General features: G+C 45.9%; 24 protein-coding genes and 1 pseudogene. 9 read left to right on the forward strand and 16 right to left on the reverse strand.

Going from position 1 to position 25,000, the window contains the following annotated elements:
- Window positions 1-136: 136 nt before the first annotated feature.
- The 4 genes from QUB52_RS01720 to QUB52_RS01735 form a co-directional block, all read right to left on the reverse strand.
- A complete protein-coding gene (locus tag QUB52_RS01720) occupies window positions 137-1,108 on the reverse strand; it encodes an acyl-CoA desaturase (RefSeq protein ID WP_332972238.1) in 972 nt (323 codons plus the stop codon).
- Window positions 1,109-1,184: 76 nt separating this feature from the next.
- On the reverse strand, window positions 1,185-2,942 hold the full coding sequence (locus QUB52_RS01725) for a fatty acyl-AMP ligase (RefSeq protein ID WP_332972239.1): 1,758 nt from the start codon (window positions 2,940-2,942) through the stop codon (window positions 1,185-1,187).
- Window positions 2,943-3,557: 615 nt separating this feature from the next.
- Window positions 3,558-5,024, reverse strand: a complete 1,467-nt coding sequence (locus QUB52_RS01730) for a response regulator (protein ID WP_332972241.1) — start codon at window positions 5,022-5,024, stop codon at window positions 3,558-3,560.
- 595 nt (window positions 5,025-5,619) lie between these two features.
- A complete protein-coding gene (locus QUB52_RS01735) occupies window positions 5,620-5,820 on the reverse strand; it encodes a hypothetical protein (RefSeq protein WP_332972242.1) in 201 nt (66 codons plus the stop codon).
- A 185-nt stretch (window positions 5,821-6,005) separates the two neighbouring features.
- Here QUB52_RS01735 and QUB52_RS01740 point away from each other — a divergent pair, with 185 nt between their 5' ends.
- Window positions 6,006-6,230 (forward strand): helix-turn-helix domain-containing protein, encoded by a 225-nt coding sequence (locus tag QUB52_RS01740; RefSeq protein WP_332972243.1) that lies wholly within the window; start codon window positions 6,006-6,008, stop codon window positions 6,228-6,230.
- Window positions 6,231-6,349: 119 nt separating this feature from the next.
- Here QUB52_RS01740 and QUB52_RS01745 read toward each other — a convergent pair whose 3' ends face one another.
- The 4 genes from QUB52_RS01745 to QUB52_RS01760 form a co-directional block, all read right to left on the reverse strand.
- Window positions 6,350-6,751, reverse strand: a complete 402-nt coding sequence (locus tag QUB52_RS01745) for a helix-turn-helix domain-containing protein (protein ID WP_332972244.1) — start codon at window positions 6,749-6,751, stop codon at window positions 6,350-6,352.
- Window positions 6,752-6,768: 17 nt separating this feature from the next.
- Window positions 6,769-7,035 (reverse strand): helix-turn-helix domain-containing transcriptional regulator, encoded by a 267-nt coding sequence (locus QUB52_RS01750; protein ID WP_332972245.1) that lies wholly within the window; start codon window positions 7,033-7,035, stop codon window positions 6,769-6,771.
- A gap of 19 nt (window positions 7,036-7,054) precedes the next feature.
- A complete protein-coding gene (locus QUB52_RS01755; RefSeq protein WP_332972246.1) occupies window positions 7,055-7,396 on the reverse strand; it encodes a type II toxin-antitoxin system RelE/ParE family toxin in 342 nt (113 codons plus the stop codon).
- 125 nt (window positions 7,397-7,521) lie between these two features.
- Window positions 7,522-9,735, reverse strand: a complete 2,214-nt coding sequence (locus tag QUB52_RS01760; protein ID WP_332972247.1) for a hybrid sensor histidine kinase/response regulator — start codon at window positions 9,733-9,735, stop codon at window positions 7,522-7,524.
- 388 nt (window positions 9,736-10,123) lie between these two features.
- Between QUB52_RS01760 and QUB52_RS01765 the strand changes: the two genes are divergently transcribed.
- Entirely contained in the window at window positions 10,124-10,399 is a 276-nt protein-coding gene (locus tag QUB52_RS01765; RefSeq protein WP_265233699.1) for a hypothetical protein, read from the forward strand.
- Between the two features lie 102 nt (window positions 10,400-10,501).
- On the opposite strand, the gene QUB52_RS01770 is transcribed toward QUB52_RS01765, so the two are convergent.
- Window positions 10,502-11,215, reverse strand: a complete 714-nt coding sequence (locus QUB52_RS01770) for a DUF1997 domain-containing protein (RefSeq protein WP_265233698.1) — start codon at window positions 11,213-11,215, stop codon at window positions 10,502-10,504.
- 121 nt (window positions 11,216-11,336) lie between these two features.
- On the opposite strand from QUB52_RS01770, the gene QUB52_RS01775 reads away from it, so the two are divergent.
- On the forward strand, window positions 11,337-11,996 hold the full coding sequence (locus tag QUB52_RS01775; protein ID WP_265233697.1) for an NAD(P)H-binding protein: 660 nt from the start codon (window positions 11,337-11,339) through the stop codon (window positions 11,994-11,996).
- A 253-nt stretch (window positions 11,997-12,249) separates the two neighbouring features.
- On the opposite strand, the gene QUB52_RS01780 is transcribed toward QUB52_RS01775, so the two are convergent.
- Together QUB52_RS01780 and QUB52_RS01785 are read right to left on the reverse strand one after the other, a co-directional pair.
- A complete protein-coding gene (locus tag QUB52_RS01780) occupies window positions 12,250-12,606 on the reverse strand; it encodes a hypothetical protein (RefSeq protein WP_332972248.1) in 357 nt (118 codons plus the stop codon).
- Between the two features lie 66 nt (window positions 12,607-12,672).
- Window positions 12,673-12,801 (reverse strand): hypothetical protein, encoded by a 129-nt coding sequence (locus QUB52_RS01785; RefSeq protein ID WP_265233695.1) that lies wholly within the window; start codon window positions 12,799-12,801, stop codon window positions 12,673-12,675.
- Window positions 12,802-12,821: 20 nt separating this feature from the next.
- Here QUB52_RS01785 and QUB52_RS01790 point away from each other — a divergent pair, with 20 nt between their 5' ends.
- From QUB52_RS01790 to QUB52_RS01810, 5 genes are all read left to right on the forward strand, one after another.
- Window positions 12,822-14,108, forward strand: a complete 1,287-nt coding sequence (locus QUB52_RS01790) for a glycoside hydrolase family 24 protein (protein WP_332972249.1) — start codon at window positions 12,822-12,824, stop codon at window positions 14,106-14,108.
- Between the two features lie 616 nt (window positions 14,109-14,724).
- Entirely contained in the window at window positions 14,725-14,937 is a 213-nt protein-coding gene (locus QUB52_RS01795) for a ribbon-helix-helix domain-containing protein (RefSeq protein ID WP_265233694.1), read from the forward strand.
- Between the two features lie 159 nt (window positions 14,938-15,096).
- Complete coding sequence (locus tag QUB52_RS01800; protein ID WP_332972305.1) at window positions 15,097-15,768, forward strand: IS607 family transposase; 672 nt, start codon at window positions 15,097-15,099, stop codon at window positions 15,766-15,768.
- Window positions 15,704-16,831, forward strand: coding sequence for an RNA-guided endonuclease InsQ/TnpB family protein (locus tag QUB52_RS01805; protein ID WP_332972250.1), 1,128 nt, complete (start codon window positions 15,704-15,706; stop codon window positions 16,829-16,831). The genes QUB52_RS01800 and QUB52_RS01805 overlap by 65 nt, the downstream gene beginning before the upstream one ends.
- Complete coding sequence (locus tag QUB52_RS01810; RefSeq protein WP_332968994.1) at window positions 16,791-17,447, forward strand: Uma2 family endonuclease; 657 nt, start codon at window positions 16,791-16,793, stop codon at window positions 17,445-17,447. Before QUB52_RS01805 ends, QUB52_RS01810 begins: the two co-directional genes overlap by 41 nt.
- A 328-nt stretch (window positions 17,448-17,775) precedes the next feature.
- Here QUB52_RS01810 and QUB52_RS01815 read toward each other — a convergent pair.
- The 3 genes and pseudogenes from QUB52_RS01815 to uvrB all read right to left on the reverse strand — a co-directional run bounded on the left by QUB52_RS01815 (window position 17,776) and on the right by uvrB (window position 20,397).
- A pseudogene (locus QUB52_RS01815) lies at window positions 17,776-18,138 on the reverse strand (DUF5615 family PIN-like protein).
- On the reverse strand, window positions 18,135-18,368 hold the full coding sequence (locus QUB52_RS01820; RefSeq protein WP_442923155.1) for a DUF433 domain-containing protein: 234 nt from the start codon (window positions 18,366-18,368) through the stop codon (window positions 18,135-18,137). Before QUB52_RS01820 ends, QUB52_RS01815 begins: the two are co-directional and overlap by 4 nt.
- Window positions 18,369-18,384: 16 nt before the next feature.
- The gene (gene uvrB / locus QUB52_RS01825; protein WP_332972251.1) at window positions 18,385-20,397 is read right to left on the reverse strand and encodes an excinuclease ABC subunit UvrB; all 2,013 of its coding nucleotides are present in this window, start codon (window positions 20,395-20,397) and stop codon (window positions 18,385-18,387) included.
- A 184-nt stretch (window positions 20,398-20,581) separates the two neighbouring features.
- On the opposite strand from uvrB, the gene QUB52_RS01830 reads away from it, so the two are divergent.
- The gene (locus QUB52_RS01830) at window positions 20,582-21,052 is read left to right on the forward strand and encodes a hypothetical protein (protein ID WP_332972252.1); all 471 of its coding nucleotides are present in this window, start codon (window positions 20,582-20,584) and stop codon (window positions 21,050-21,052) included.
- 545 nt (window positions 21,053-21,597) lie between these two features.
- Here QUB52_RS01830 and QUB52_RS01835 read toward each other — a convergent pair.
- Together QUB52_RS01835 and urtA are read right to left on the reverse strand one after the other, a co-directional pair.
- Window positions 21,598-21,831 (reverse strand): DUF433 domain-containing protein, encoded by a 234-nt coding sequence (locus QUB52_RS01835; RefSeq protein ID WP_265233688.1) that lies wholly within the window; start codon window positions 21,829-21,831, stop codon window positions 21,598-21,600.
- 157 nt (window positions 21,832-21,988) lie between these two features.
- The gene (gene urtA, locus QUB52_RS01840) at window positions 21,989-24,862 is read right to left on the reverse strand and encodes an urea ABC transporter substrate-binding protein (protein ID WP_265233687.1); all 2,874 of its coding nucleotides are present in this window, start codon (window positions 24,860-24,862) and stop codon (window positions 21,989-21,991) included.
- Window positions 24,863-25,000 lie beyond the last annotated feature (138 nt).

Here is a 25,000-nt window from a genome sequence, read left to right on the forward strand (position 1 = left end):
TTTTCGACTTTCCTACTGTTTATGGGTAGACTTTTACTGAACAAAAACCTTTAAGCTGTTACGCATTTAAATTGTTATAGATGAACAACAACTTAGCTTAAATTGTTATAGATGAACAACAACTTAGCTATTGTACCTACGATGGTTGCTTTTTCTTTTTAGCAGCGATCGCCTCCGGTGTTGGCATTCGGACATCCGAAACCAAACCGCAGAATTCTAGAATCCTGATAACCCAACCCCCTAAATCGATCTGCCACCACTCAAAGCTATTGATTGCCGTATAGGGAAAGGCATGGTGGTTGTTATGCCATGTGCTGCCCGCCGTGGGGAGGGCAAGCCAGACGTTGTTGGCGCTGCAATCGTTGCTTTCAAAAGGGCGATTGCCATAAACATGGGATATAGAGTTGACGCAATAAGTTATCTGATTGCAGAGGAAGATACGCGCCAGCCCGCCCCAGAGAAATCCTTGCATTGCTCCTATCCAGGTCTGGGTTGCTAGTCCTGCTATAACAGCAGGAATTGCTAGACCCAGAATTATCCAGAGTAGGTAAAACTGATTGATCTTAGCGATCGTTGGGTCTCGCATCAAATCTTTGGTATAGAGTGAGGGATTGCTCATTTCACTTTCAAATATCCAGCCTAAGTGGGCGTACCAAAGTCCGCGTAGCCGAGCAAACTTTTTTTCTGCGTGGAGGTGGGGGGAATGGGGATCGCCAGGGCGATCGGTGTATTGGTGATGGCGGTGATGGTTAGAAACCCAGTAAATCACGGGACCTTGTGCGGCCATCGATCCAAAGATGGCAAGCATGACGCGCACCGCAGGATTCGCTTTGAAAGCACTGTGCGAAAAGTAGCGATGAAATCCCACTTCTATTCCTATTGTCGTCAAGGCGTACATACTGACCAACAGCACGACTGCTACGGTCGTAATGTTTGAAACCCACAGGGAGGCAACAGCCACCACCGTGCCGATTAGAGGAATTAAAGTATTTGCCCAAGCAACACGCCGTTGCAGCTTTCTTAGGTAACTGCTAGTGATGGTAAGCTTTTTCTTTCCGGGAGAATCGGCAATAGGATTGAGTGGGGGTTGGCGATCTAACTGATTCATAATGCTTTCGCTCCTCTTGTTCAATAGGGATGGTTGCAATCGAACTTGTCTAATGAATAGTGAATTCTATGACGATTTAACTTTCATCGTGGGACTGTACTAAGTTTTTTGATAAGGGGTCTACAATTTTCAAAGTTCCTGCTAAGAACTCTAAACGACAGGCCTGACGCATGATTTTGCCACTGGAAGTTTTGGGAATACTCCCGGTCATTACTAGGACGACAGCATAAGCCTGTAATTCGTGTTCTCTTGCTAATGCTTGACTGATATCGCCGATTGTTTCTTTGATATCTAATTTTCTGATATACGTTCGTTCCACCTCCTGAACGACAACAACGCGCTCTTCGCCTTTAACTTCTGTGCTAAATGCAGCTCCACACCCCGGACGCAGCGCCGGATTGCTCTTTTCTACAGTTAGTTCAATATCTTGCGGATAATGGTTGCGACCCCGGATAATCATTATATCTTTAAGCCTACCTGTGATGAATAATTCTCCATCTTTCAAAAACCCTAAGTCTCCCGTCCGCAAAAATGGCCCTTGACCTGTATCTGCAAGATAAGCATGGAATGTTTCTTTGGTGGCTTCAGGTTTATGCCAATAGCCTTTTGCCACGCTCGAACCGGATGCCCAAATTTCTCCTACTTGTAAGTCTGCTTTCTTAGTTAAGGATTCTGGGTCGGCGATCGCAATTTGGCAATCCAACCAAGCATGACCGCAGCTAACGATTTGGATCGCGTCTTCTTGTTGGTTGGTAGCGGTTGCCACTATATTTTGCTCTAAAGTGGCGCGATCGACTGATGCCACTGTGGGGAAATCGCTTTTCAATCCCCCTGCGATTAATAATGTGGTTTCCGCCATCCCGTAGCATGGGTAAAATGCCTCCTTGCGAAAGCCACATGAAGCAAAGGTACTACAGAAGCGATCGATCGTCTCTGCCCGCACGGGTTCTGCTCCCGAAAACGCCAGATCCCAAGAACTTAGGTCAAGCTTTGATAACTGTTCCGGCTTAATCTTGCGAACGCACAAATCGTAGGCAAAGTTAGGGCCGCCACTAGTAGTAGCTTTATAGTCTGAAATCGCCTTTAGCCAGCGTAGAGGTCTCTGAATAAAAGCTACGGGCGGCATGAGAATGCAGGAACTTCCCAGGTATAACGGTTGTAGTATGTTCCCTATCAGTCCCATGTCATGGAAGGTTGGCAGCCAACCGACAACTATTGCTTGTTCTGTGTGTCCGAAAGCGTGCTGGATTATTTTCTCATTATGTAATAAATTACCATGAGAAACCATCACGCCTTTTGGGGTTCCTGTAGAACCCGAAGTGTACTGAAGAAATGCCAAGGTTTCGCTGTCTATGGCAGTCTCTTCCTGCCAATCAAAAACTGGTTCGCTGCTAATATCGTCCGTACTTAGGCAGCGCACACCAGCTAATGTTGGACTTTCTGCCAACCAATTTTCTATTTTTGCTAAGTCTGATTTGACAGTTAGTGCTAGGCTGACTTCTGCATCTTTGGCGAGCGCTTCCAGCCTAGACATCTTTTGATTGCGAGGTGGTGGATAAGCTGGTACAGCCACCACTTCTGCATACAAACACCCTAAAAAAGCAGTTATGAATTCTAGTCCAGCAGGATAAAGTAGTAAAGCACGTTCTCCTCTTTTTGTAAGTTCAAGTAATTTGGTGGCAATTTTTTTTGCTTGTCGATGCAGTTCTCCGTATGTCAAACTCGTGCTTGGTGTTTCTCCATCTTCCAAAAATGTATAGGCTACTTTATTACTCTGTATATTAGCTCTGTAGGACAGGAGGTTTACTAACGTCTGATTAGAAGTTATCACCATCTTTGAATTCTCCGTGATATTTTCCATAAAATGCTGAGATTCTCGCTTGCCAGGGTTCAGTTGCTCCTCTAGTCAAGTGATTACTTGAACAAAATTGAAAGTACCAGTTTTTCTTTTTAACTAGCTCACTGCTACTCACCAATTCTTACAAAAGTGAGTTTTGAAAACTGTATTTTAATTATTTACATAATCAATCTTTTAAAACGATATCACAAGACTTGTTTATTGTCAACCCACTTGGGAATTTTTTTTAAAAGTCAATAGTCCGGACAGTTTTTCGGGCAGCGGCGGAAACCCCAATTCTACCGTTGGTGATTCAAAACTGTCCGGACTATTGTCATAATACCAATTTAAAAAAGTCTTGCTACAATCCTCAATCTTCTACCAATTATTAAAAGTACCCCCTAAAGATGCTCGCGTATTTTTCAGAATTGGTATAGGTTCGTATCCAGGAATTTAGCCGTTATTTGCGCTAAGAAAGAGGAATGAAGTGCTCGCTACGAATGGGATTACTTTAGCTTAGCTTTTATTTGCGCTCTCAAGAGAGGACTGAATTCCTCACTACGAACTGATAGGATGGATAAAACTGAATTCCTCACTACAAACAAGTTCTATTTAGCTCATTTCTGGGCGAATACTTGCAGGTATCAAACCTAGTTTTTCCTGGCAGCGGTTTATATAAAAACTGACGACTGTATCAGCAGGGTTTTGTTCGATTAGTTGCTGAAAATATCCCAAGGCTGCGACAAATCTTTCGGATTGCCATCCTTGAATTCCTTTGTCAAATAAACCCTGGGTAAGCTGCTTTGCTTCAGAGTCGGGACAGGAGGCTGCCCAGATTTCGTAGATTTCAATAGCTTGCTGCTTGCCGCGCGGAGTTACTCGATCGATCCAGCGATAGTAATAACTGTTGCTTGGCAAATCGCTGTCGGCAGCAGTCGCCCGAGAAGTAGAAATAATAGTCTCATGTGTTTCCACTTCCAAATCGCACTTTAATAATAGACTTTCATTTGAGTTGGAGCTCGGACTTATGTTATTTAGAAATTCTCTCGCATGAACGAGCGCATTTTCGCTAACAATAATTTGGCAGCCGTATATTTTAGTTAAATTTTCTAACCGAGAAGCTGTATTTACCACATCGCCGATGACTGTAGAGTCCATGCGGCGATCGGAACCTAAAGTGCCGATCATGCCGATACCTGTGTTAATTCCCGTACCAATATTGACGGGAGATTCTAAATTGTATTTGTGGCGACTGGCATTAAATTCTTGCAAAGTTTCTTGCATTGCTACTGCGGCTTCGATCGCATCCATAGCGTGAGAATTCGGCTTGTCAAATACTGCCATGATTGCATCGCCTAGGTATTTATCAATAAACCCGGCGTGAGAGGTTATGCAATCGTTCATTTTAGTGAAAAAAGCGTTCAACCATTCAAAAGTTTCGCGAGCTTCTTGAGATTCTGCGATCGCAGTAAACCCGCGAATGTCGCAAAATAAAATAGTCAGCTCTTCTTCTGTGACATTGCCCAACTGAATAGATTCTATTCCTTGCGGTGCAATTCGTCCGAGAATTTGCTCGGGAACAAATAGCTGAAATTTTTGGGCAAGATATTCGTTGGCTTCCCAAGCTGCGGCGATTTGGCGTTTGCTTTGCTCTCTGACTTGCTGGTTGAATTCAGAAGATACAGCTTGCGATCGCATTTGACTCAACTGCAAAATATTTTCAACTTTTGCCAGCAACAACCGGCTGTTAAAAGGCTTGGTCACATAATCATCGGCCATTATTTCTAGTCCTCTGATGCGAGAGGTATCGTCATCGAGGGCCGTCAAAAAAATCACCGGTACAGTTTGCAATGTTGTATCGTTCCGCAGGATCTCGCACACATCAAAACCGTTCATCTCCGGCATCATAATATCCAATAAAATTAAATCGGGTCGAGATGCGCGGGCGAGGGAGAGGGCTTCCTGGCCAGATTGGGCCGATACTGTGGTGTATCCTTTCATGAGCAATAACTCTTCCAGTAAAATCAGATTAGCTGGCTCGTCATCAACCAACATGATGCAGGGCGACTTGTTTGACATGGAATATGATAGGTAAAGTTTGTCACCGATCGGCAAGGACGAAGAATTGAGGTATTTAGCTAGGATTGACGCACGATCGCCTAGAAATCGGATTTTTTCCGAAAATACTGCATCCAGACTTTTAATCCGGGTAAAAAACCCGCTTTCTTTAGTCTAATAGCGTCCAGAACTGATTGTGTTGTATTCTTTAGCCTTTCCCCTCGTTCCTGAAAAGAGATGCCCCCGATCGATCGCGGAAATAGTTGAGTTAGCTTAGTAGAAGTTGATTTTACATTCAATTTAAAATTTCTCTACTATTGAGTTTAGCGTTTCGCATCATGAAATGTAATAAATTACACCTCTGTGGCAGTGAACCCAGGATTAGTGGCAGTTGGAAAAGTAGGAGGCCCAGCAGTGGCAAATACAATAGTGCGATCGAAGACAGCCTCACGTAGGGCTGTTTTCTTTTTCCCTAATATTCCTGGACGCACGGGTGGCAAGAAACCGGGTTTTTTTACGAAAATCCTCTGCTGTAGTCCGCAGATGAGGTAAAAAACCCGGTTTCTTGGTCGGGAGTGCGTAAGTTCTGCCTAAAAAAACCGATTCCTACGATCGGTTATCGGCCCTGATGTGTCAAATCAGTGCGATCGGGCAAAGCAAACACAACTTTCAATCGGATATCGGGGACTTGCTGGCGACACAACTGAAGATGTCCGTCAGCGTCCGATCGATTGCGGTATCGCCCGACAATCGCCCATTGCAAATTGGGCAGCAAACGGGCAACCGCCCAAGGCTTGAGGCACTCTTTGTAGGTCATAATGGGTTTTGTCTCCTTTGCATAAGGGAGCCAGAGCCAGCGCGGACACTTGGTAGGTAGAGGCGCTGGCTTTTGACTTGATTATTCATTTTATAGCGCTAGCGCATATATGTCAACGCATATATATGAATGCGTAGGTGTAAAAGTTCTAGTTCTGACACTCAAATACTCATAAGCTAATGGGTATGTATCGAGTAAAAGTTAGAGTCAAAGAGCTTTGCGAAGAGCGGAACTGGAGCCTTAACGAACTAAGCAGACGTTCTGGTGTCACATACACTACCGTTCGCCGTTATGCTATGCAGCCAATGGCGAAGATAGAAATAGACCCAGTTAGCCGTATTAAGGAAACATTTGGCTGTTCTTGGGATGAGTTGTTGGAATTGCTTGGGGATGGTTCTTTTGATGAGTGAGTGCGATCGCTTTGCATTTTTATAGGAGGGATGAGGGGTGCGATCGCCCCCACCCCACCTTCACTAAATCAATCTACTTGAATGCGATCGCCCTCCGAGAAATTACAGAGTGCGATCGCTCAATTGAACAGAAACAACCCCGGATCGACGTGAAAAAACCTCCCCAAAGCCTCAGCTTGTTGCTTGCTGATTTCTAGCCGATCATTAATTACCTCAACTACCGCCTCACTCGAACCCATAATTTCTACTAAATCCTCTGCTTCTAGACTCCGAGCATCCATCAAATGAAGCAGCCTTGACTTGGGCGTTGATGTATTAAGTTGATAGTGCTGCTCTTCAAAATCCTCAATCAGTTTTACCAGCAATTCTAATAGCGCATCTTCTTCTGGAGTCAGATTTTGACGAGAAAGTAATTCTTCAACAATCTCCAAAAATATCTCGTTTTCCTCTTCACTTTTGATAATTCGAGGTTGATATTGAGAGAGCAAGCTACTATAAATATTTAGATCGAAACTCACCATACAATCATCCCACTAATCTACTTGGGAGCGATCGCAATCCGATACCCCAGTGCATCCAGCAACTCAACCAAAGCATAAATTTCAGCACCCTTAGTTTCTGAAAGCATTCGATCGAGTTTTTCGTAGCGCGACTTTACTTCTTCCAAAACAGGATTTATTTGCGCGTGCGCCTCAATTACATCTTTCAACACAGATGATAAATATTCTGGTTCGTCACCTTCTTCTAATTCCAAAAAAGTTTCAATGTAGCCAGCAGCTCTTTCGGGTTCTTTTAGAGATGACATCAGATATTCTCGGTAACTGCTACTCCTCGGTGCTTTGACTTCCATAATCTCTCCAATATTCTTTAGCTTTTTCAATGTCTTGTTCTTGGGTACTTTTATCTCCACCACAGAGAAGGAGAACTATTGTTGACCCGATTTGTCCAAAATAAACGCGATATCCTGGCCCATAGTTAATTCTCAGCTCGCAGACTCCTTCTCCAACAAAGCGAGAGTCGCCCAAATTGCCTGACTCGACGCGCCTCAGCCTCTTTTCAATTTTATCTATAGCTCGCCGATCTCGCAAAGCATCTAGCCATTCTGCAAAAGGGCTTCTTCCGTCTACTGTTAGATAGTTCTGAATTTGTCTTGGTTGAACTTCCACTACTCGATTATAAACGCATCATGGCTTAGTTTACTTGAAAACGATCGCCCCCATCCCACCCTCGCCAAACTAATCTGATGACAATTTGCGGTATGGATTGAATCATTTTGTTTGGTAAATGCTGTTTAAGTGAGAAAAGAACGGATAGTCGCGATCGCCAAATTCAGATCCAGCGGCTTGCTCAAATAAGCAGAAGCGCCAGCTTCCAGACAGCGATCGCGATCGCCAGGCATCGCCATCGCCGTCACCGCAATCATCGGTACCGACTCCCAGACAGGATCTGCCTTAACTCGGCGCATCAACTCAAAGCCATCAACATCCGGCAACTGAATATCCATCAAAATCAAATCCGGCAGCAACTCCGGCGCAGCAGAGGCGGCAAGGATACGATCGACCATCGCCTTCCCATCCGCGAGTATCTCTACTCCGAACCCCTCCAATTCCATCACCTCCGAAATTAACATTTGGTTAAAAGGCTGGTCTTCCACCACCAAAATCCGCTTGCTGCCAAGTGGTAATGCGATCGCAGAAGCAGGGACTAACTTGGCATCCAAGGCACAATTGGCAAAAGTTCCCAACTCTTGACGCATCTCCGTCAAAGGCAGCCAAACGCGAAACAAACTGCCCCGATCGCAAACAGATTGAAAAGAAACAGTTCCCCCGTGCAATTCCGCCAGACGCTTAGTCAAAGCCAAACCCAAACCTGTACCTTCGTGCCGCCTAGTCAGGGAAGAATCCACCTGTTGAAAAGGTCGAAATAGCAAGTGCCAGCGGTCTTGAGGAATGCCGATACCGGAGTCTTTCACCTCAAGACAAAAATAAGGAGTGCTGGCATTTACAGGAGAACAATCAGGGCGATAATCGTCGCTCATTTCGCTGCCGTAGGCCAGACGGCCGCTGAGTTTAACTTGTCCGCGTTCCGGGGTAAACTTGATAGCATTAGAAAGTAAATTAATCACAATTTGTCTGACTCGCCGTTCGTCGAGCCAAACTTTAGTAATGCGGTAGTCGAGTTCTAAAGACAAAGCGATCCGCTTTTTGTCTGCGCGCGGCTGAATCATTTTCAGACAGTCTGTGGCGAGTTCGTGAACGCGCACAGGCTGCAAATTTAGTTCTACTTTCCCCGCTTCAATTTTAGAAAGGTCGAGAATATCGTTGATCAGTTGCAACAAGTGCTGGCCGCTTTTTTCGATCAGTTCTACGTAGTTGATTTGTCGATCGTTCAACAGGCCGGCTGTTTGCCGCAGCAGCAAGTCAGAAAAGCCGAGAATGCTATTGAGAGGCGTCCGCAATTCGTGGGACATTGAGGCTAAAAACTCGGATTTTAACTGAGAAGAATACTCTAATTGTTCGTTAACTTGGCGTAGGTTTTCTTGTGTTTGAGCCCGCTCGATTGCCGCCCCCAGCGTGCGACAAGCAGCCTCCAGCACTTCTTGGTGGAGGGAAGCTTGCAGTTTTTTGACGTTGCGCGACTCCAGCGTTAGCACTCCGATGATTGTGCCGTCGGTAGATGCGATCGGAAAAATCCCCAATTGTCCGATTCCCGGATGCCGAAATTGCGGCACAGCATTGGGATGTTTGGCATAATCATCGACAAACAAAGCTTGACCGGTTGCCACCACTTGCCACAGCAAACCGGTGCCGTAGGGAATACCTTTGTCGAGCAATTCTTGCATTCCGGCGGCCACGGGTTCGCCGTAACTAGCCAGAAATTGACTAGAAACTTGGTTGGAAATTGCCGCCGCTTGTCTGTCGTTTCCCTTGCCGCTAATCACTTTTACGTCTCCGAAAGCAGCATTCGTTGCCTCTACCAGATAGGTAAGAGCAAACTGACCTATTTCTTGCAAACTGTGAGAGTTTTGCAGGCGTTCGGTTAAACCTAACAGAAATGTCAGCCGCCTGACTTCTGCATTCAAGCTAGCTTGGGATTTTTGGTATATTGTAACGTCTCGAAAGGTAAACAGCCGCCCGCCACTGTTGGTAATTGTGGCGCACACCTCCAAACAAATAGCATTCGATTGCTCGAAATAAAATGATAAACTTTCATCCTGAGATTTTTGCAGTGCTTCCTGAAACTGTTCCCACTGCTGAAGCGACAAGTAACCGCGATCGACAATTTCGGCAAACAGCAAGTCGCACTTAGGCTGTGTAGCGAGCCATTCTGGGGACAGTCCCCAGGTTCCTGCTAATTTTTGGTTAAACAAAACTAAGCTGTCAGACGAGTCGAACAGAGCGATCGCATTGTCTACTTGGTTGAGAATCAGTTCTTGGTCTGCTCTCAACTGTTGCAAGTCTATCTCCATTTTTTCTGTGTCTGTAGCTCTTAGTTTTGTTGTCATAACTTTCTACGGATATGGCATGAGTTATTTGATAACCCCTTACTTAATTTGACATATTTTTAGGTTTTTTGGTAGTGAGGGCGATCGACCGGCCTTGTGATCTGAAACACTTGCTGCTTAACAGTTGACAGTTGACAGTTGACAGTTGACAGCGAAGTTTTTAGGCTGGGGCTTAAATCCCCTGTGCTTTGGTAAAAAACCTAATTCGGATGGTTATACCTTTGTAGAGTTAGGGATGAGAATTACCAACGGTACTCCGAACCCTCTTCACTTCAGTGGATATACAACATTAATTCCATAACTTCTGGAACCGGATGGCAAAATAAGAGAGTGGGGTAGAAACAGCAATGTACTTAGATTACCATCGGCATCGGATTTTATTTTAGCCATGCCAGGAGAAACTGTTACCTTATTTCCAGATACTATCCTCTTGTACAAGGGTAATTATACAGGGCTAACCATAGATTTTGGAGATGGTAGTGTTTGGGTTTGTGACGAACTCAAACCAGGGAAATATCAATTCCGTTTCAGCTATCAAAAAGATTTGGAGCCGAGAGGAAAATTTATTTATCGTGGAAAAGCAATTGAACAACTGTTATTAGAAAAGGTTTGGTTCGGGAGAGTGGCTGCTCCATTTGTAGAGTTAGACCTAGTTCAACCCTAAAATCAAACTTTAGCCAAGTTGCTATCTATGTCTAAGGAATTACTTCGAGGGGTAAGGTGCGCAGTGCGCACCCTACAAATGTGAGTTGAGGCGGAAGTTTTGTTAGTGTTTCTTAGGATTTTTCGGAAAAGGAATGTTCAAACTTTCGTGAAAAAGTAGCTGAGTTTTATAAGTCAAGCGACGGTTGACTTGTTTGATGATTTTTTCCAAAAGGGCATCGCCGGTTTTTTCAATCAGAGGTTGAGACATCGATCGAATAAACTTAGGAAAGCAAACCCCTACAGCTAAATCCAGCTTCCACGTAGCACTGGTAATCGCAGGCGGTAGCTGAGCACGCTCTGACGCAGGCCAATCGGCGGCAAACTCGTCAGAGGGTATCTCCACTAGCTTCATTGCCGATCGAAAATCCACCTCATATCCGGGCGAGGTATAATTCGGAACCGGGATTGTCTTAATCAAATAGCAGCCCTCAGCGTCAGGTGGCAGCAATTCTAAACCAATTCTCGCTTCGACTCGGTAGCCGAAAGCCCCAAAACGCCCGATTAACAAATCATAGCCGTTTTCGCCGATCGCCTGGGCCGTCATCGGCAAAGCGCACTGGCAAAACCAACTCTTGTGATTGTTCAAATGCTCAGCCACCGTAGCAGCATCGGCGTACATCTCCATGCTGTCTTCAAAATGCGTGTGAAACCAAATCGGCTCCACTTCATCTGTTGCATCCGCAGCTCCACTTTCGGGCTGCCCAAAACTCGCATCTGGGTAGCAATTTTCGTCAGTAGCTTCAACAGTTTGATATTCAGCGGAATCCAGCTTCATCGTATGCTCTCCTGTAATACGCGCCAATCGATCGGGTTGGGGATGTGGTAAGGGAGTTTCCTCCCTACAATTGAGAAATAGATAGCAAAAAAACTTACCCTAGAACAGCATAACTTGACTTATGAAAGCATTTGTAGCAGGAGCCACAGGCCAGACGGGCCGCCGAATTGTCACAGAATTAGTCAAGCGGGGCATTCCCGTGCGTGCTTTAGTCCGAAATCTAGAGACAGCTAGACAAATTTTACCACCGGAGGTAGAGTTAGTGACTGGGGATGTATTAAATGCGACTTCTCTGGGCGATGCTATCGGCGATAGTACGGTGTTGCTGTGCGCGACAGGGGCAGCCCCTGGTTTTGACCCCACAGCGCCTTACAAGGTGGATTTTGAGGGGACTAAAAATTTGGTGGAGACAGCTAAGGCTAAGGGAATTGAGCATTTTGTGCTGGTGACTTCTCTGTGCGTTTCTCAGTTTTTTCACCCGTTGAATCTGTTTTGGCTGATTCTGGTTTGGAAGAAGCAAGCCGAGGAGTATTTGCAGAAAAGCGGCTTGACTTATACCATTGTCCGTCCGGGCGGTCTCAAAAATGAGGATAATTCAGATGCGATCGTCATGACGGGCGCAGACACAATGTTTGAAAGCAGCATTCCCCGCACTAAGGTAGCTGAAGTCTGCGTGGAGGCGCTGTTTCAGCCGGCTTCTCGCAACAAGGTTGTGGAAATTGTGGCGAAGCCGGAGGCCCCGCAAAAGAGTTTTGAGGAGTTGTTTGCTAGTGTAGTTTGATTGAATTAGGGCTGGCGCACAGGTGTCCAGAAACCGGGTTTCGGCTACGCTCAACCAGCAGTTTTTTTACGAAAAGACGGGTTTCAGCCAGCAGTTTAGGTAAAAAACTCGGTTTCTTTAGCCCCTGGTAGCTAACAAAGAAACCGTTTTTTTAACCGATAAAATCGCATCAATCGGGTTTTTCCAAAGTCCAAAATCTTTTTGATGAATATCGGACTTGAAAAAACCCGATTTTTGTCTACTAAATTATGAACTATCTGAAGTTGAGCGCTGGTTCTTTACAAAGGTTAACAGCATCCAACTCTGTGGATTGGCCATCCGAGTATTCGGCTCTGACATCAAAAATACAGCCCGCATCCACGCCTTCGTAGTCACCTTGATTCCACGCAAAATCTGCCTTTTCCCGATCGGCAATGGGCTCAGCTAGCTCGTTTTCTCCCCACGTATCCTTACTGGGAGCAGACATATAAACGGCTGTCATCGTCTTGCCGCTGTTGTTGATCACGGCAACTCTGACCGTGCGAGCGAAAACGCTAGGTGCTGTCAACGCTAACAGTGGCAGCGACAGCCCCACAGCGATCGTTACTTTGCTTAAGAACTTATTAACCATTGAGCCATCTACCTTAAGTTAGATATTTATTGAAGCTTAGCTCTAAAAGTTAGAATGTACAAGCAATCAGTCGTTGACGGTGTGCGTTAGACAAAAAACTATTTGATTTAAGTCGAAATTTGGAGGCTCCGCACCCGATCGCAATTTTTCGATCGCCAAATCTGGCAAAATCTTAAGAGTTTGACAATCCGCCATTGAAATTTCTCTCTCTCAGCATGAAAATTCTCAAGTGGCCAGCTTGGTTGCCCTATCCGATTTCGTGGTTAAGGGCATTTGCTCTCGCCCAGAGTTTTAGTTTCGTCCTTCGCAGGGGGATTCCTTTCGCCAGCGACGATATCGGCTTTCTAACTCTGTTCCTGGCGGCTTGGCTAATTCAGTTACCTTTGTTCTTTGTCGCCCATTTTTTAGTCGTTAAAATCATCAATCCCTTACTCAGTATGCTGCCGAGCCGCTTTCTAGTGGCGCGCAAGTTCAAGCGGCGGCATACTGGAGTTCGATCGCACTTTCGAGAAGGCTTGAATGCTGTGGTAGTGATTTTTTTTGCATTTAATCTGTCGCTACTGGTGCAAATTGCTCTTTTTTATTGGCCCGCGCGATCGATCGATCCAGCTAAGTTGCTCACAGGAATCTCTACTCTCACAAATATTGCGATCGCCGGTGAATTAGATTTCTGGCTGGTAAAATTGGCGGGGGCTTTATCGAGTTTAACGCTATTAGCCGCGCCGCTATATCAACACGATTTTCGAGTACGCCGGATGCGGGCAACTCGAAAATTAGCCGAAATCGCCGAAATGGAAATGACTGCATTTGAAATAAAGAAATTGCGCCGCCGCCAAAAAACTTTGCTGAGGCGAGCCGAAATTCAAATCCTCGGATTTCTACTTTTAATCGGCGCTGTGATTGGCGGCGCTGTTTTTTTGGTTGCCAATTTGCGAGGAAATCAGCAGTTTTCGTCTGCGGCGAGTCGGGTTAGCAAATCGCCACCGCTAGCTATGAAAACGGGCGATCCTTATATTCGAGCTTTGATGCGTACTATTTCTGCTAGCGAGTCAAATGTTTCTCGGCCTTATCACGTTGTTTACGGCGGAAAATATATATTAGATTTGAGCCGTCATCCTGACTGGTGCGTGAGAATTGTTAACGGCCCGAATCGGGGTAAGTGTACTACGGCGGCGGGCAGATATCAATTTTTGACTACGACTTGGAATGATAAGGCGAAGCGCTATCACGCCCGTCGCGCTGATTTTTTATTCTGGGCAGATTACAGTTTTGAACCGGAAGATCAGGATGCTGTGGTTTATGCTTGGTTGAGCGATCGCAAATTTTGGAAAGCTGATATTCCTGAGATGTTGCGGCAGGAAAGATTAACTGATGTTTTGCGGATGCTTTCGGGAACTTGGACGAGTTTGGGATATGGAATTGAGAACAATTCTATGAGTTCTAGTTTGCCCAAAGTCTACCAGAAAATGCTGCGAGAAGAATTGGCAAATGCTGGCTCTTAGGTTGAATTTAATCCGGTTATCTCGGAATTATATCCGAGTGGGAGCGTCCCCGCTCGCGTGTTGTAAGCAGCGAGCGATCAGGCGCCGAGTTTAATGACCTAAGGGGCTTGCAGCTTAATACTATACCAATCCTTTGGCTACTCCTTCGACAATACAATTGCATGGCTGGGATTTTATTTCTACGCAAGTCTCATACAATTGCATGGCTGGGATTTTATTTCTACGCAAGTCCCTAAAGCCATCTGGGAGTATTCCGTAGCTCTGGCACTCCCTCTGCGTAGGGCTTTAAGCTCGATATTGTAGATGTTTTGCAGTTTGGCGATCGCTTTCTGCAATGCCGCCTTGTTCAACCCTAAGATGCTTTGAATCTGTGCTGCTGTGTATCAACACTCAATCGATTCTTGTTCGTGGTAATCGATTTCTTCAGCCTCTACGTCAATCACAGTCGGGTTTTCGAGTTCCATATTTTAGCCTGGTTGGGGGAATCAATTTGAAATCGATTTGGAATCGATTCGTCTATAGGTGCTATTAGTAATATACAGGTACATCACAGTTGACAAGTGATGTACCTGATGGTAAATTGAAGCCTGGGTAGACAGTCGCGGATAATGTTGATATGTATAGACAACTGCGCGATATGGCTACCAAGCGACCGAGAACTACCATCAGCTTTGACTTTGACGAGTACAAGGAGTTGAAAAAATGGGCTGATTCTGAATTTCGTTCTATTCCTCAACTGGTTCTTGTCTTGGTCAAGAAAGCCTTGATAGAGAGGAAGGAGCGAGCGTCGGATCAAGTCAGCGTACCCACAGAAACCAAAGCCCCATGAGCCACCAAAGCTAAGCGGGGCAAGGAAAGCAAGGAAGTTAGTTAATGTCTAGCGGATGTCTAGCAAAGGAGCATAGTCCTGTAGGTTGATTTATTGAATTTTACTGAAAATATCTGAATTATTTGCTAAGTTGTGAAAGCAGTAAGCATTATTCATAAATTGGATACCTACTCAACCCCAAGACAAGCAGCCGAACATTTTGGAGTTTGCTTGCATACGCTCAGACGGTGGGAGAAGGATGGCATTATCAAAACCATCCGCACACCCGCTGGTCAACGACGATACTCAATTAATTCTTATGCCGGACAAAACAAAACCAACCTTAGAACAATTTTGTATGCCAGAGTCTCTAGTCGAGGACAAAAATCTGACCTTGACCGACAAGTTGCAAAACTACTTGAACTCTATCCATCAGCCGAACTCATTACCGACATTGCCTCCGGGCTTAATTTCAAAAGGCAAGGACTTAGATCCATTTTGGAAGCCGTCCGTACAGGCAATGTCGGCTCTGTTATTGTTGCCCACAAAGACCGACTTGCCAGATTTGGTTTTGAACTCATTGAATGGCTCTGTCAGCTCGATGGAACAAAAATCGTGGTTCTCAACCAAGACAATCTTTCTCCAGAGCGAGAAATGGTTGAAGACATCCTTGCCATTATTCACGTCTTTTCCTGTAGACTCTACGGACTCCGAAAGTATAAAACTAAAATCAAGGAAGATTCAGATTTACCCAGAGCCAGCACTGGGCAAGATTTGGAAAACGTGGATGGCAGCAACACGATATTGCTACAACCAGGCAATTTATCAACAAAAGCAAGACCGTCTAGGTAAGCTCAAATTGCGTAACAAAATCATGCAATCAGATTTACCAAAGTGGGTAAAAGATACACCATGTCATATCAGGCAAAATGCTATTTTCGACGCTCACAGAGCGTATGCTGCTAGCCATGATGCCAAGTATCGAAGCATTCGCAATCTTCGCTCTACAGTTAAATTCAATGATGCCAACTTCAGGGGCGGGATGTGGTTTAAGTCAAAAGTTAAAGGACTAAAATTCACCGCATCCGAGCCTGTTCCAATGTCTTGCAAATATGGGACTCAGCTTGTTTTGCATCGTAGTAATTGGTTCGCTATTTTTCCCGAAGAATATGACTCAAAACCATCAAAAGCTAACTCGGCAATTGCTTTAGACCCTGGTATTCGGACATTCCTCACGGGCTACGACTCGGAAAAAGTAATTGAGATTGGTAGTGGAGATATCGGAAGAATCACCCGCCTGTGTCAATATCTTGACAAGTTAATGGGAAAGATGACTAGAGTATCTTCCAAGCAACGAAGAGCGATAAGAAAGGCTGCGGAAAGAATCAGAAGCAAGATTCAAAATCTTGTTAATGAACTTCATAAAAAAGCTGCACACTTTCTGACCACAAATTACCAAGTTATTTTCCTACCAACATTTGAAACGTCTCAAATGGTGAGACGTGCTAAACGGAAAATCAATAAAAAGTCAGCACGTCAAATGCTGACATGGGCGCATTATCGTTTCAAGCAAGTCATCAAACACCAAGCCGACAGAAATGGTTCGATTGTTGTTGATGTATCTGAAGCCTATACGTCCAAAACTTGTGGAAAATGCGGTCATATTCATCGCAAGCTTGGTGGCTCTAAAGTGTTCAAATGTCCGAATTGCCAAACGGTAATTGGACGAGATTTGAACGGCGCACGTAATATTTTGTTACGTGCTTTGTCGGATTCGACCTGTTCTGTCAGTAATGACGGGATTGCTATCGTTACATCTCCAGCATTGCATAGCTATGTACAGAAATGTGAGCGCGTAAATGAATCAGAACATCATGATCCAAACCCAAGCAATCCCCCAAACAGTTACGTTTGACGAATTCGCGGCCTGGTATCCAGAGAACTCTGTCCGCCGCTACGAGCTACACAATGGAGTAATTGTCGAAATGCCTTTAGGAACAGGCGACCACTCGGCCGTAGCCGGGTTTATTTCTGGCGAAGTGTTTTTAGAGGTTCGGCAGCAACAATTACCCTGCATCGTGCCGAAAGAGTACCTACTCAAACCCGTCCGCAACGAGGCAGGTTATCAGCCAGATGTAATTGTTCTGGAGTTGCCCGCTCTACGCCAGTCCGAACCGCGCTGGAAAAGGGAGTCCATCATTACGATGGGCAGTTCGGTGCGATTGGCTGTAGAGGTCGTTAGCACCAATTGGCGAGATGATTACCATTTCAAGTTCGCTGACTACGAAGAAATAGGCATTCCCGAATACTGGATTGTGGACTATCTCGGTTTGGGCGGTCGCAAGTTTATCGGCAATCCCAAACAACCCACCCTTTCGGTTTGCCAGTTAGTAGACGGGGAGTACCAGATCAAGCAGTTTCGGGGCGATGACACTGTTGAGTCGCTGGCTTTTCCAGAGCTGAGGTTGACTGCCGAGTTGATTTTTCGGGCAGGCTTGCCCAAAAGCGTGACGGGCATTGAACCAGGCTAATTGCGATCGCACGGCGGGTGCAAAGGGGGTGCAAAGGGGCCTCAAACAGCCCCTAGATATTGGAAAACTGGCAAGAAAATCAGGAAATAGCTTAGGGGCTTGCAGCTTAATACTATACCAATCCTTTGGCTACTCCTTCGACAATACAATTGCAGGGCTGGGATTTTATTTCTACGCAAGTCCTAACAGTTTATCGCGCAGATGCTTAATGCGATCGCACAATCTCCGCCATTCTTCAACCCGCGGAGGACGTTCGGCGAAGCTCAGTCGAGCCGCGGGTTTTGCTTGTATAGACGCGGTTTCAACCGCCGAGTCTACTCTTTTCTACCTAAATAGGAAGTCGCCGCACTCGATAACGATTATCTTCCACTGTCACAATCGCACCTGTTTCCAAATCTTCACCGCACTCTGACAAAACAGCAAGCAATCTAGCACTAACAAACGCTGGGATAGTGTTTTGCCGTCTAAAAATAATCACACTTGGAAGAGATTCAGAACTGATAGCCAAAAGCTCGCCAAAATCCAGGTCAAAAGTTAAAACAATTCGCTGCTATTGGCGAGCTTTTTCCAATATTTCAAAATCTGGCAAACGCTCCAATCCTTGTTCATTTAAGTGTACAGCATCATATCCCTGCTGGCGAAGTGCTTGCACCGTTACAGGAGACACACCCATGTCAGCCAAAAAATTCACGCTGCACTCCCGCTAAATGGACGAATTTGCTCGTTTGTCAAAAATGCTGCATACTGGAGACTAGCTTTAATATCCTCAGCTTCCAAATAGGGATAACCTGCCAAGATTTCTCCTACACTCATCCCATTTGCTACTAAACTCACTACCAAAGAAACAGTGATTCGCATTCCTCGAATGCAAGCTCTCCCTCCCATAATTTTTTGATCGAAGGTAATGCGATCGAACATCATATCCTCCCACTCTTCCTTAATGACCTAACAGTTTATCGCGCAGATGCTTAATGCGATCGCGCAACTTACCAGCCTCCTCAAACTCCAACTTCTTCGCCGCCGCCTTCATCTGAGTCTCCAAGCGCCCGATTAACTGAGGAATCTCATCCAAAGATAACTCATCAACCTGTTCGTAAACCTCCTCCAACTGCTGAGAATTCAGCTTGCGCGACACATCCAGAAACGCCAGAATCGCGTTAGTCGATCGCTTTTTCGCGATCGGTTGCGGCGTAATCCCGTGCATCTTATTGTAGGCTACCTGAATCCCCCGGCGGCGATCCGTTTCATCGATCGCCTTAATCATGCTTTTCGTCAGATTATCCGCATACAAAATAGCCTGTCCCTGCACATGGCGCGCCGCCCGCCCAATCGTTTGAATCAAAGAACGTTCCGATCGCAAAAACCCCTCCTTATCCGCATCCAAAATCACCACCAGCGACACCTCCGGCAAATCCAAACCCTCCCGCAGCAAGTTAACGCCGATTAATACATCAAACTTACCATCCTGCAAATCTTGGATAATTTCTATCCGTTGAATCGACTGAATTTCCGAGTGCAAATACCGAACTTTAATCGCCCTTTCCTGCAAATATTCCGTTAAATCTTCCGCCATCCGCTTCGTCAAAGTCGTCACCAAAACACGCTCATTCCGACTTACTCTCTCCTTGATTTCCCCCAACAAATCATCAATTTGTCCCTCCGTCGGACGCACAAAAATTGTCGGATCGACTACGCCAGTAGGGCGAATCACTTGCTCAGCAACCCTGCCTTCCGATATTTCCATTTCCCAATCACCAGGAGTCGCAGAAACAAAAATACACTGATTAGCTTTTTCCCAGAATTCCTCCGCTTTCAACGGGCGGTTATCGGCAGCGCTGGGCAACCGAAAACCGTGGTCAATCAATACTTTTTTCCGCGCTTGATCGCCGTTATACATTCCCCGAATTTGCGGCACTGTGACGTGGGATTCATCTATCACCAACATCCAATCTTTCGGGAAATAATCAATCAAACATTCTGGCGGTTCCCCAGCATTTCTACCTGCTAAATGCCGCGAATGATTCTCGACTCCGTTGCAATAGCCGACCTCGCGCAGCATTTCCAAATCGTAGCGGGTGCGCTGTTCTAATCGCTGAGCTTCTAATAGTTTTCCTTCTTTCTCAAATTCTACCAGTCGGTCTTCTAATTCGAGTTCTATTCCTTGACAAGCTGCCTCTAATTTATCATCTGCCGTCACAAAGTGGCGCGCTGGATAAATATTTAAAGCGGTTGTACTTGCCAGAATTTTACCAGTTACGGGGTCAACGTAGCGAATGGCATCGATTTGGTCGCCGAAGAATTCGACACGAATAATTCTATCTTCGTAGGCGGGCCCGATTTCTAGAACGTCGCCTTTGACGCGAAATTTGCCTCTGCCTGATTCTGTGTCGTTGCGGCTATATTGGACGTTGACTAAATCTCGCAAAACTTGCCGCTGATTGACTTCCATTCCTACTTGCAAAGGAATAGCAGCTTTCAGGTATTCTGCGGGCATTCCCAAACCGTAGATGCAGCTAATTGATGCTACAACAATTACGTCGCGGCGTTCAAAGAGCGATCGCGTGGCGGAGTGTCGCAGCATATCGATCTCGTCGTTAATTGCTGCGGTTTTTTCAATGAAAGTATCACTGACGGCGATGTATGCTTCAGGTTGGTAGTAGTCGTAATAACTGACAAAGTATTCGACTGCATTGTTGGGGAAAAAATTTCGCAGTTCGTTGCACAGTTGAGCGGCCAGGGTTTTGTTGTGTGCTAAGACTAAGGTGGGTCTACCGATTTTTTCAATCACCGAGGCAATGGTGAAGGTTTTGCCTGTACCTGTGGCGCCGAGTAAGGTTTGAAATCGATCGCCCGCAGAAATGCTTTTGACGAGTTGCTCGATCGCTAGCGGTTGGTCGCCCGTGGGCTGGAAGGGCGCTTGCAATTGAAAAGATGCTGCCGCAGTTACCATAGGAAAATGTAGCTATTACCGATAAATATTAACAAAAATGCAGGGATTCTGCAATTTAGTTAAGAAAATAGTTAGACTTTGTAATACTATTTTAATTATCGGCCGAAATAGCAAGCAGAAAGCCCAGAAAAGCAGTTGTCCGAACCCAGCAATCAACCCCCAGCAATTAGCAAGGAAAAAAATTATGGCTCTCACACCCAAAGATAAAGTCAAAGCGAGCGCCCGCAACAAAGGCACTACCAAGGCCCTACCAGCCACCAGCGAAGGTCAATCAGCGGGCATCCAACTTTATCGCCCGCAACTCATGCATGATAACCGCCCCGTCGGCCCAGATGATTTTACCATCAGCGAGACAGTCTCGATATCGGGGAATCGCCCGATCGGCGTTAGCACCCTGCACATCAGCGAAACCTACGGCACTATAGGCAATCGCCCGATCGAAGCCAGCGACTTGGAAGTGGTTGCTACACTCGGCAGAAGACCGATCAGCTCCAGCGCCATGCAAGTCAGCGAAATGTTCAATATGTCCGGTGCGCGACCCATTGCCGCCAGCACTCTGCACATTGATGAAGTTTACTCCACAATGGGAGGAGAGCGCCCCATTGCCTCAAACGAAATTGACGACAGCTCGACCTTAATGGGATTTTTAGATTAATTGGTCATTGGTCATTAGTTATTAGTCATTGGTCATTGGTCATTGGTCAGTAGTCATTAGTCATTGGTCATTAGTAATTGGTGATTAGTTTTTCACTGTTAGCTAATGACTAATGAAACAATCGTAGCAAATTTACTGGCCCTCGCGATTCAGCAATTGAACCGTCTAAAGTAATTGATTTAACCTATTAATTTAACCTATTAAATATCTCAATATCTTGAGCATCCTGCAACCCAAGCTCTTGCAATGTAACAGCGTTGACACCGAATGTTTCGGTGTAAGAATTCAGGTCACTGAAATCCTTGCTGGGCAAAGACTTTAGCTCTGGAGCTTGATGCTAAATAAATTTCTATTCTCAATAAATGACGAAAAATGACAGTTTTTCGTCATTTATTGAGAATCAACAGATCAGGACAAAAGCCCTTATTTTGCCCTAAAACCCTTGCCAGACAAGCGTTGGAGCCGCAAGTTTTTAGACCTGAATCCTTACGTTTCGGTTAACCATTTCGCCAAACTTGGAGGCAATTGAGCATTCAACCAGAAAATCATACTGCGATCCTGGGGAAATCTATGCTGAGAGATGCAAAAAGCAGACAGGCTTGAATGTCTTCTGGTTCCAAATCAGGAAAATCAGATAGAATCTCGCTAGCTGTTACATTGTCTGCTAGAGGTTCTAAAATGTCGCTAACACGAATTCTCATGTCGCGAATACAGGGGCGACCGCCACATTTACCAAGTGTTTGAGTAATCCTTTTAAGCAATGCAGTTCTATCAGTCATATCTTAAATTTCTCGTTTTCCTATCGTGTCCGATCGATTAACTTCGATAAGTCAGGTTCGTAGTGCGGATTAAAGTCCGCAATCCGGGAGCGGACTGAAGTCCGCACTACGAACCATTTTTATTATGGTAATCCATCGGGCATGATATGACCGATCGCTAATTTCGCGGACGTTGATATTTGCTCAGTAAATCAGCAAAGTGCTTGTAATCTACAGGCTTCCTTAAATACTCCGCCGCTCCTAATTCCAAACCATGATTTGGGTCGTCCAAAAAAGTCAACATAATCACTGGAATATTAGCTAAATCCGGATCGGCTTTCAACGCCGACAGCACCGCCCAGCCGTCCATACTCGGCATCATCACGTCCAGAGTAATCGCATCCGGTAGCGACTCCTTAGCTAACTGAAGCCCTGCTTCACCGCTAGCTGACGAGAGTACCCAAAATCCTTGTTTCGACAAGCAGCGAGTGATTAAATCCCGCGAGTCTGGATCGTCGTCAATTACTAGCACAGTTGCAGCATCGGGAAGTTCCAGCGGTTGCGATCGCACTTCTTGCAGCCCTGTTTCTTCCGATGCTCGATCGCCCTCCACTTCTTGCTCGCTTTTAACCGCAGTCGGCAAGCGAATCGTAAAAGTAGAACCGCAATCAAACTCGCTATCAACCGTAATATCCCCGCCCATCATCTGGCAAAACTTCCGGCTAATTGTCAGCCCCAAACCCGTGCCGCCGTACCTGCGGGTAGTGGAATCGTCCGCTTGCGCAAAAGCTCCAAACAGCCTCGACACCTGATCCTCAGTCATGCCGATGCCCGTATCAGTGACTTGAAACACGATCGAATATTTGTCAAACTCATAGCCAATTTCCGAGAGTTCCTCGGAATTGTCCACCGGCCAAACTTCCCATTCTTCCTTCCAAACATTAATTGTAATTTTGCCTCGATCGGTAAACTTAGCAGCATTGCTCGCCAAATTCAACAACGCTTGCCGCAGCTTCGCCGAATCAGCGTATATCGTGCCAATATTGCGATCGCAATTGATAGTCAAAGTGTTGCCATTTTTCCCTACCAGCGGTTGAACTGTAGTCACAACCTGCTCCACCAACTTCAACACATCAAAACTCTCCAAGAAAAGAGTCATCTTTCCTGCTTCAATTTTAGAAATATCCAAGATGTCACTAATAATGTTCAGCAATTGCTTGCCTGCCATATTAATGCTTGCCAAATCCATCACAAACTCTTCCTCGCCGAGTTCCACAGCCTCTTCTTGCAGCAGCTCACTGTAGCCAATAATCGCATTTAGGGGCGTCCGCAACTCGTGAGTCATATTTGCCAAAAAAGTGCTTTTCGCCCGGTTAGCAGCTTCCGCAGCGTTCTTAGCGACTTCCAATTCGATCGATCGCTCCTCTAGCTGTCGTTGCCGCACCTCCAAACCATTGAGCAAACTGCTAATTTGCTGAGCCATTGTATTGAGAGTAGAAGATAGCACCCCGATCGCATCATTAGACACAATAGGCGATCGAGCCGTCAAATCCCCGCTCGCCATCAATTCCGCAGCTTGTCGCAGCAAGCCGATATTCCGAATCAGCGACGACACCGACACAAAAGCCACTATTCCCGCGATCGAACTCAAAACCAAAGCCCCCATCAGCCAGTGCTGAGTGCCGCTCGCCACAAACAGAGTTTGCTGCACCAGCACCCCCATTAATTCGTCAGGAACTCCCGCCGCCGCCGAGGCAGCTTCTATTGCCAGCAAATAGTTTTTCATCTGAACAGCACCGATCCACCCAACTCCCACCGCCATCCAAGTGATCAGTACCAAGATCATAAACAGCCCGATCAAAGAAGCCCGAGTTCCCACCGAGATCTGCCTCGGAGTAAATGCCGCCGCCCAAGGATAGCCTTTAAGAAAAGGATCTGGCGGCACCGGTGCGCCCGAATTCCAAATCTCCTCAATTTGACCGTCCGATCGCACCTTACCAATCCGCACTGTTTTCCAGATATGCTGCGTTTGGGCATCTATTTTCACCATGCCCGATGGAGCTGCAAACTCCATATTTTTAGCAGCCGCCCTAACTTTAACCACATCTGTCGAACCAGCTTTTTCTACTGCTTGCTTCCACAAATAAACGCCCAAATAAGCCGCTTCGATCGGGTCATCCGTGACACGATTTTCCCCGTATCTCGCTTTATAAGCCTTGACAAATTTCTGATTTTCCGCTGTATCCACCGTTTGAAAATAGTTCCAAACCACCAAATGTCCAGCAATATTGGACGGCCCGATCGCCCGCACTTCCTCTTCTGCTATGCTCGCCGACATCACCGGCAAATTTTCCGGTTTCAAGCCAGCTTCTCGCAACTTTTGGAAAAAAGCCACATTGCTGTCGCCGTTAAGAGTATTGAGAATCGCATCCGGTTTCACTGCTAAAATATGTGCGATCGCCTCATCCACATCCCTAGAACCCAGCGACAGATACATTTCCCCAGCCAACTCTCCTCCGAGTGCTGCCAGTTGAGCTTTCACAATCAGATTTGCCGTGCGGGGAAAGATATAATCCGAACCCAACAGAAAAATTTTCCGCTTCCCCTGAGCCAGCAAATAGTTCACCCCAGGCACAATCTGCTGATTCGGGGCCGCACCAGTATAAAAAATATTCGGACACTGTTCTAGCCCTTCATACTGCACCGGATAAAACAGCAACCCGTTGCCCTGCTCAAAAACCGGCAGTACAGCCTTGCGACTCGCCGAAGTCCAACAGCCAAATACCACCGCCACCTGCGATTCTAAGAGCAATTGCTTAGCTTTTTGAGCAAAAGTCTGCAAATCGCTGGCTCCATCCTCTATCACCGCTGCCAAGGGGCGTCCGAGCACTCCTCCAGCAGCGTTAATTTCCTCAACGGCCAACAGCGTCGCGTCTTTAACAGAAATTTCGCTGATGGACATCGTGCCCGTCAGCGAATGCAACACGCCTATTTTTATCGGCTCACGAATTAGGCCTGCTGCTTCGAGAGGGTTACTGCTGCTTGCTCCCATAGGGTTTTAGATATTTTTTACTAATAACATAAATTTTAGTTCGATCCTGCAGGAAGTCAGCCTTGATGCTAACTCTGGTTTAGCAGATTTGTTCGGGCGATCGCCACAAAACTTGGGAATTCCCCCACCCTGTTGATT

It is taken from the genome of Microcoleus sp. A6-C6 (genome assembly GCF_036705955.1).
Lineage (GTDB): Bacteria > Cyanobacteriota > Cyanobacteriia > Cyanobacteriales > Microcoleaceae > Microcoleus.

What these genes read in the sequence shown, in the direction of transcription:
- QUB52_RS01730 (WP_332972241.1), bottom strand. Translation starts at nt 5,024, where the DNA reads ATGTCAAACAAGTCGCCCTGCATCATGTTGGTTGATGACGAGCCAGCT.
- QUB52_RS01790 (WP_332972249.1), top strand. Translation starts at nt 12,822, where the DNA reads ATGAAAATTCTCAAGTGGCCAGCTTGGTTGCCCTATCCGATTTCGTGG.
- QUB52_RS01805 (WP_332972250.1), top strand. Translation starts at nt 15,704, where the DNA reads ATGGCAGCAACACGATATTGCTACAACCAGGCAATTTATCAACAAAAG.
- QUB52_RS01795 (WP_265233694.1), top strand. Translation starts at nt 14,725, where the DNA reads ATGTATAGACAACTGCGCGATATGGCTACCAAGCGACCGAGAACTACC.
- QUB52_RS01810 (WP_332968994.1), top strand. Translation starts at nt 16,791, where the DNA reads ATGATCCAAACCCAAGCAATCCCCCAAACAGTTACGTTTGACGAATTC.
- QUB52_RS01750 (WP_332972245.1), bottom strand. Translation starts at nt 7,035, where the DNA reads ATGTCATCTCTAAAAGAACCCGAAAGAGCTGCTGGCTACATTGAAACT.
- QUB52_RS01780 (WP_332972248.1), bottom strand. Translation starts at nt 12,606, where the DNA reads ATGGTTAATAAGTTCTTAAGCAAAGTAACGATCGCTGTGGGGCTGTCG.
- QUB52_RS01775 (WP_265233697.1), top strand. Translation starts at nt 11,337, where the DNA reads ATGAAAGCATTTGTAGCAGGAGCCACAGGCCAGACGGGCCGCCGAATT.
- QUB52_RS01735 (WP_332972242.1), bottom strand. Translation starts at nt 5,820, where the DNA reads ATGACCTACAAAGAGTGCCTCAAGCCTTGGGCGGTTGCCCGTTTGCTG.
- QUB52_RS01770 (WP_265233698.1), bottom strand. Translation starts at nt 11,215, where the DNA reads ATGAAGCTGGATTCCGCTGAATATCAAACTGTTGAAGCTACTGACGAA.
- QUB52_RS01785 (WP_265233695.1), bottom strand. Translation starts at nt 12,801, where the DNA reads ATGGCGGATTGTCAAACTCTTAAGATTTTGCCAGATTTGGCGATCGAA.
- urtA (WP_265233687.1), bottom strand. Translation starts at nt 24,862, where the DNA reads ATGGGAGCAAGCAGCAGTAACCCTCTCGAAGCAGCAGGCCTAATTCGT.
- QUB52_RS01740 (WP_332972243.1), top strand. Translation starts at nt 6,006, where the DNA reads ATGTATCGAGTAAAAGTTAGAGTCAAAGAGCTTTGCGAAGAGCGGAAC.
- QUB52_RS01720 (WP_332972238.1), bottom strand. Translation starts at nt 1,108, where the DNA reads ATGAATCAGTTAGATCGCCAACCCCCACTCAATCCTATTGCCGATTCT.
- QUB52_RS01835 (WP_265233688.1), bottom strand. Translation starts at nt 21,831, where the DNA reads ATGACTGATAGAACTGCATTGCTTAAAAGGATTACTCAAACACTTGGT.
- QUB52_RS01765 (WP_265233699.1), top strand. Translation starts at nt 10,124, where the DNA reads ATGCCAGGAGAAACTGTTACCTTATTTCCAGATACTATCCTCTTGTAC.
- QUB52_RS01820 (WP_442923155.1), bottom strand. Translation starts at nt 18,368, where the DNA reads ATGATGTTCGATCGCATTACCTTCGATCAAAAAATTATGGGAGGGAGA.
- QUB52_RS01725 (WP_332972239.1), bottom strand. Translation starts at nt 2,942, where the DNA reads ATGGTGATAACTTCTAATCAGACGTTAGTAAACCTCCTGTCCTACAGA.
- QUB52_RS01830 (WP_332972252.1), top strand. Translation starts at nt 20,582, where the DNA reads ATGGCTCTCACACCCAAAGATAAAGTCAAAGCGAGCGCCCGCAACAAA.
- uvrB (WP_332972251.1), bottom strand. Translation starts at nt 20,397, where the DNA reads ATGGTAACTGCGGCAGCATCTTTTCAATTGCAAGCGCCCTTCCAGCCC.
- QUB52_RS01745 (WP_332972244.1), bottom strand. Translation starts at nt 6,751, where the DNA reads ATGGTGAGTTTCGATCTAAATATTTATAGTAGCTTGCTCTCTCAATAT.
- QUB52_RS01760 (WP_332972247.1), bottom strand. Translation starts at nt 9,735, where the DNA reads ATGACAACAAAACTAAGAGCTACAGACACAGAAAAAATGGAGATAGAC.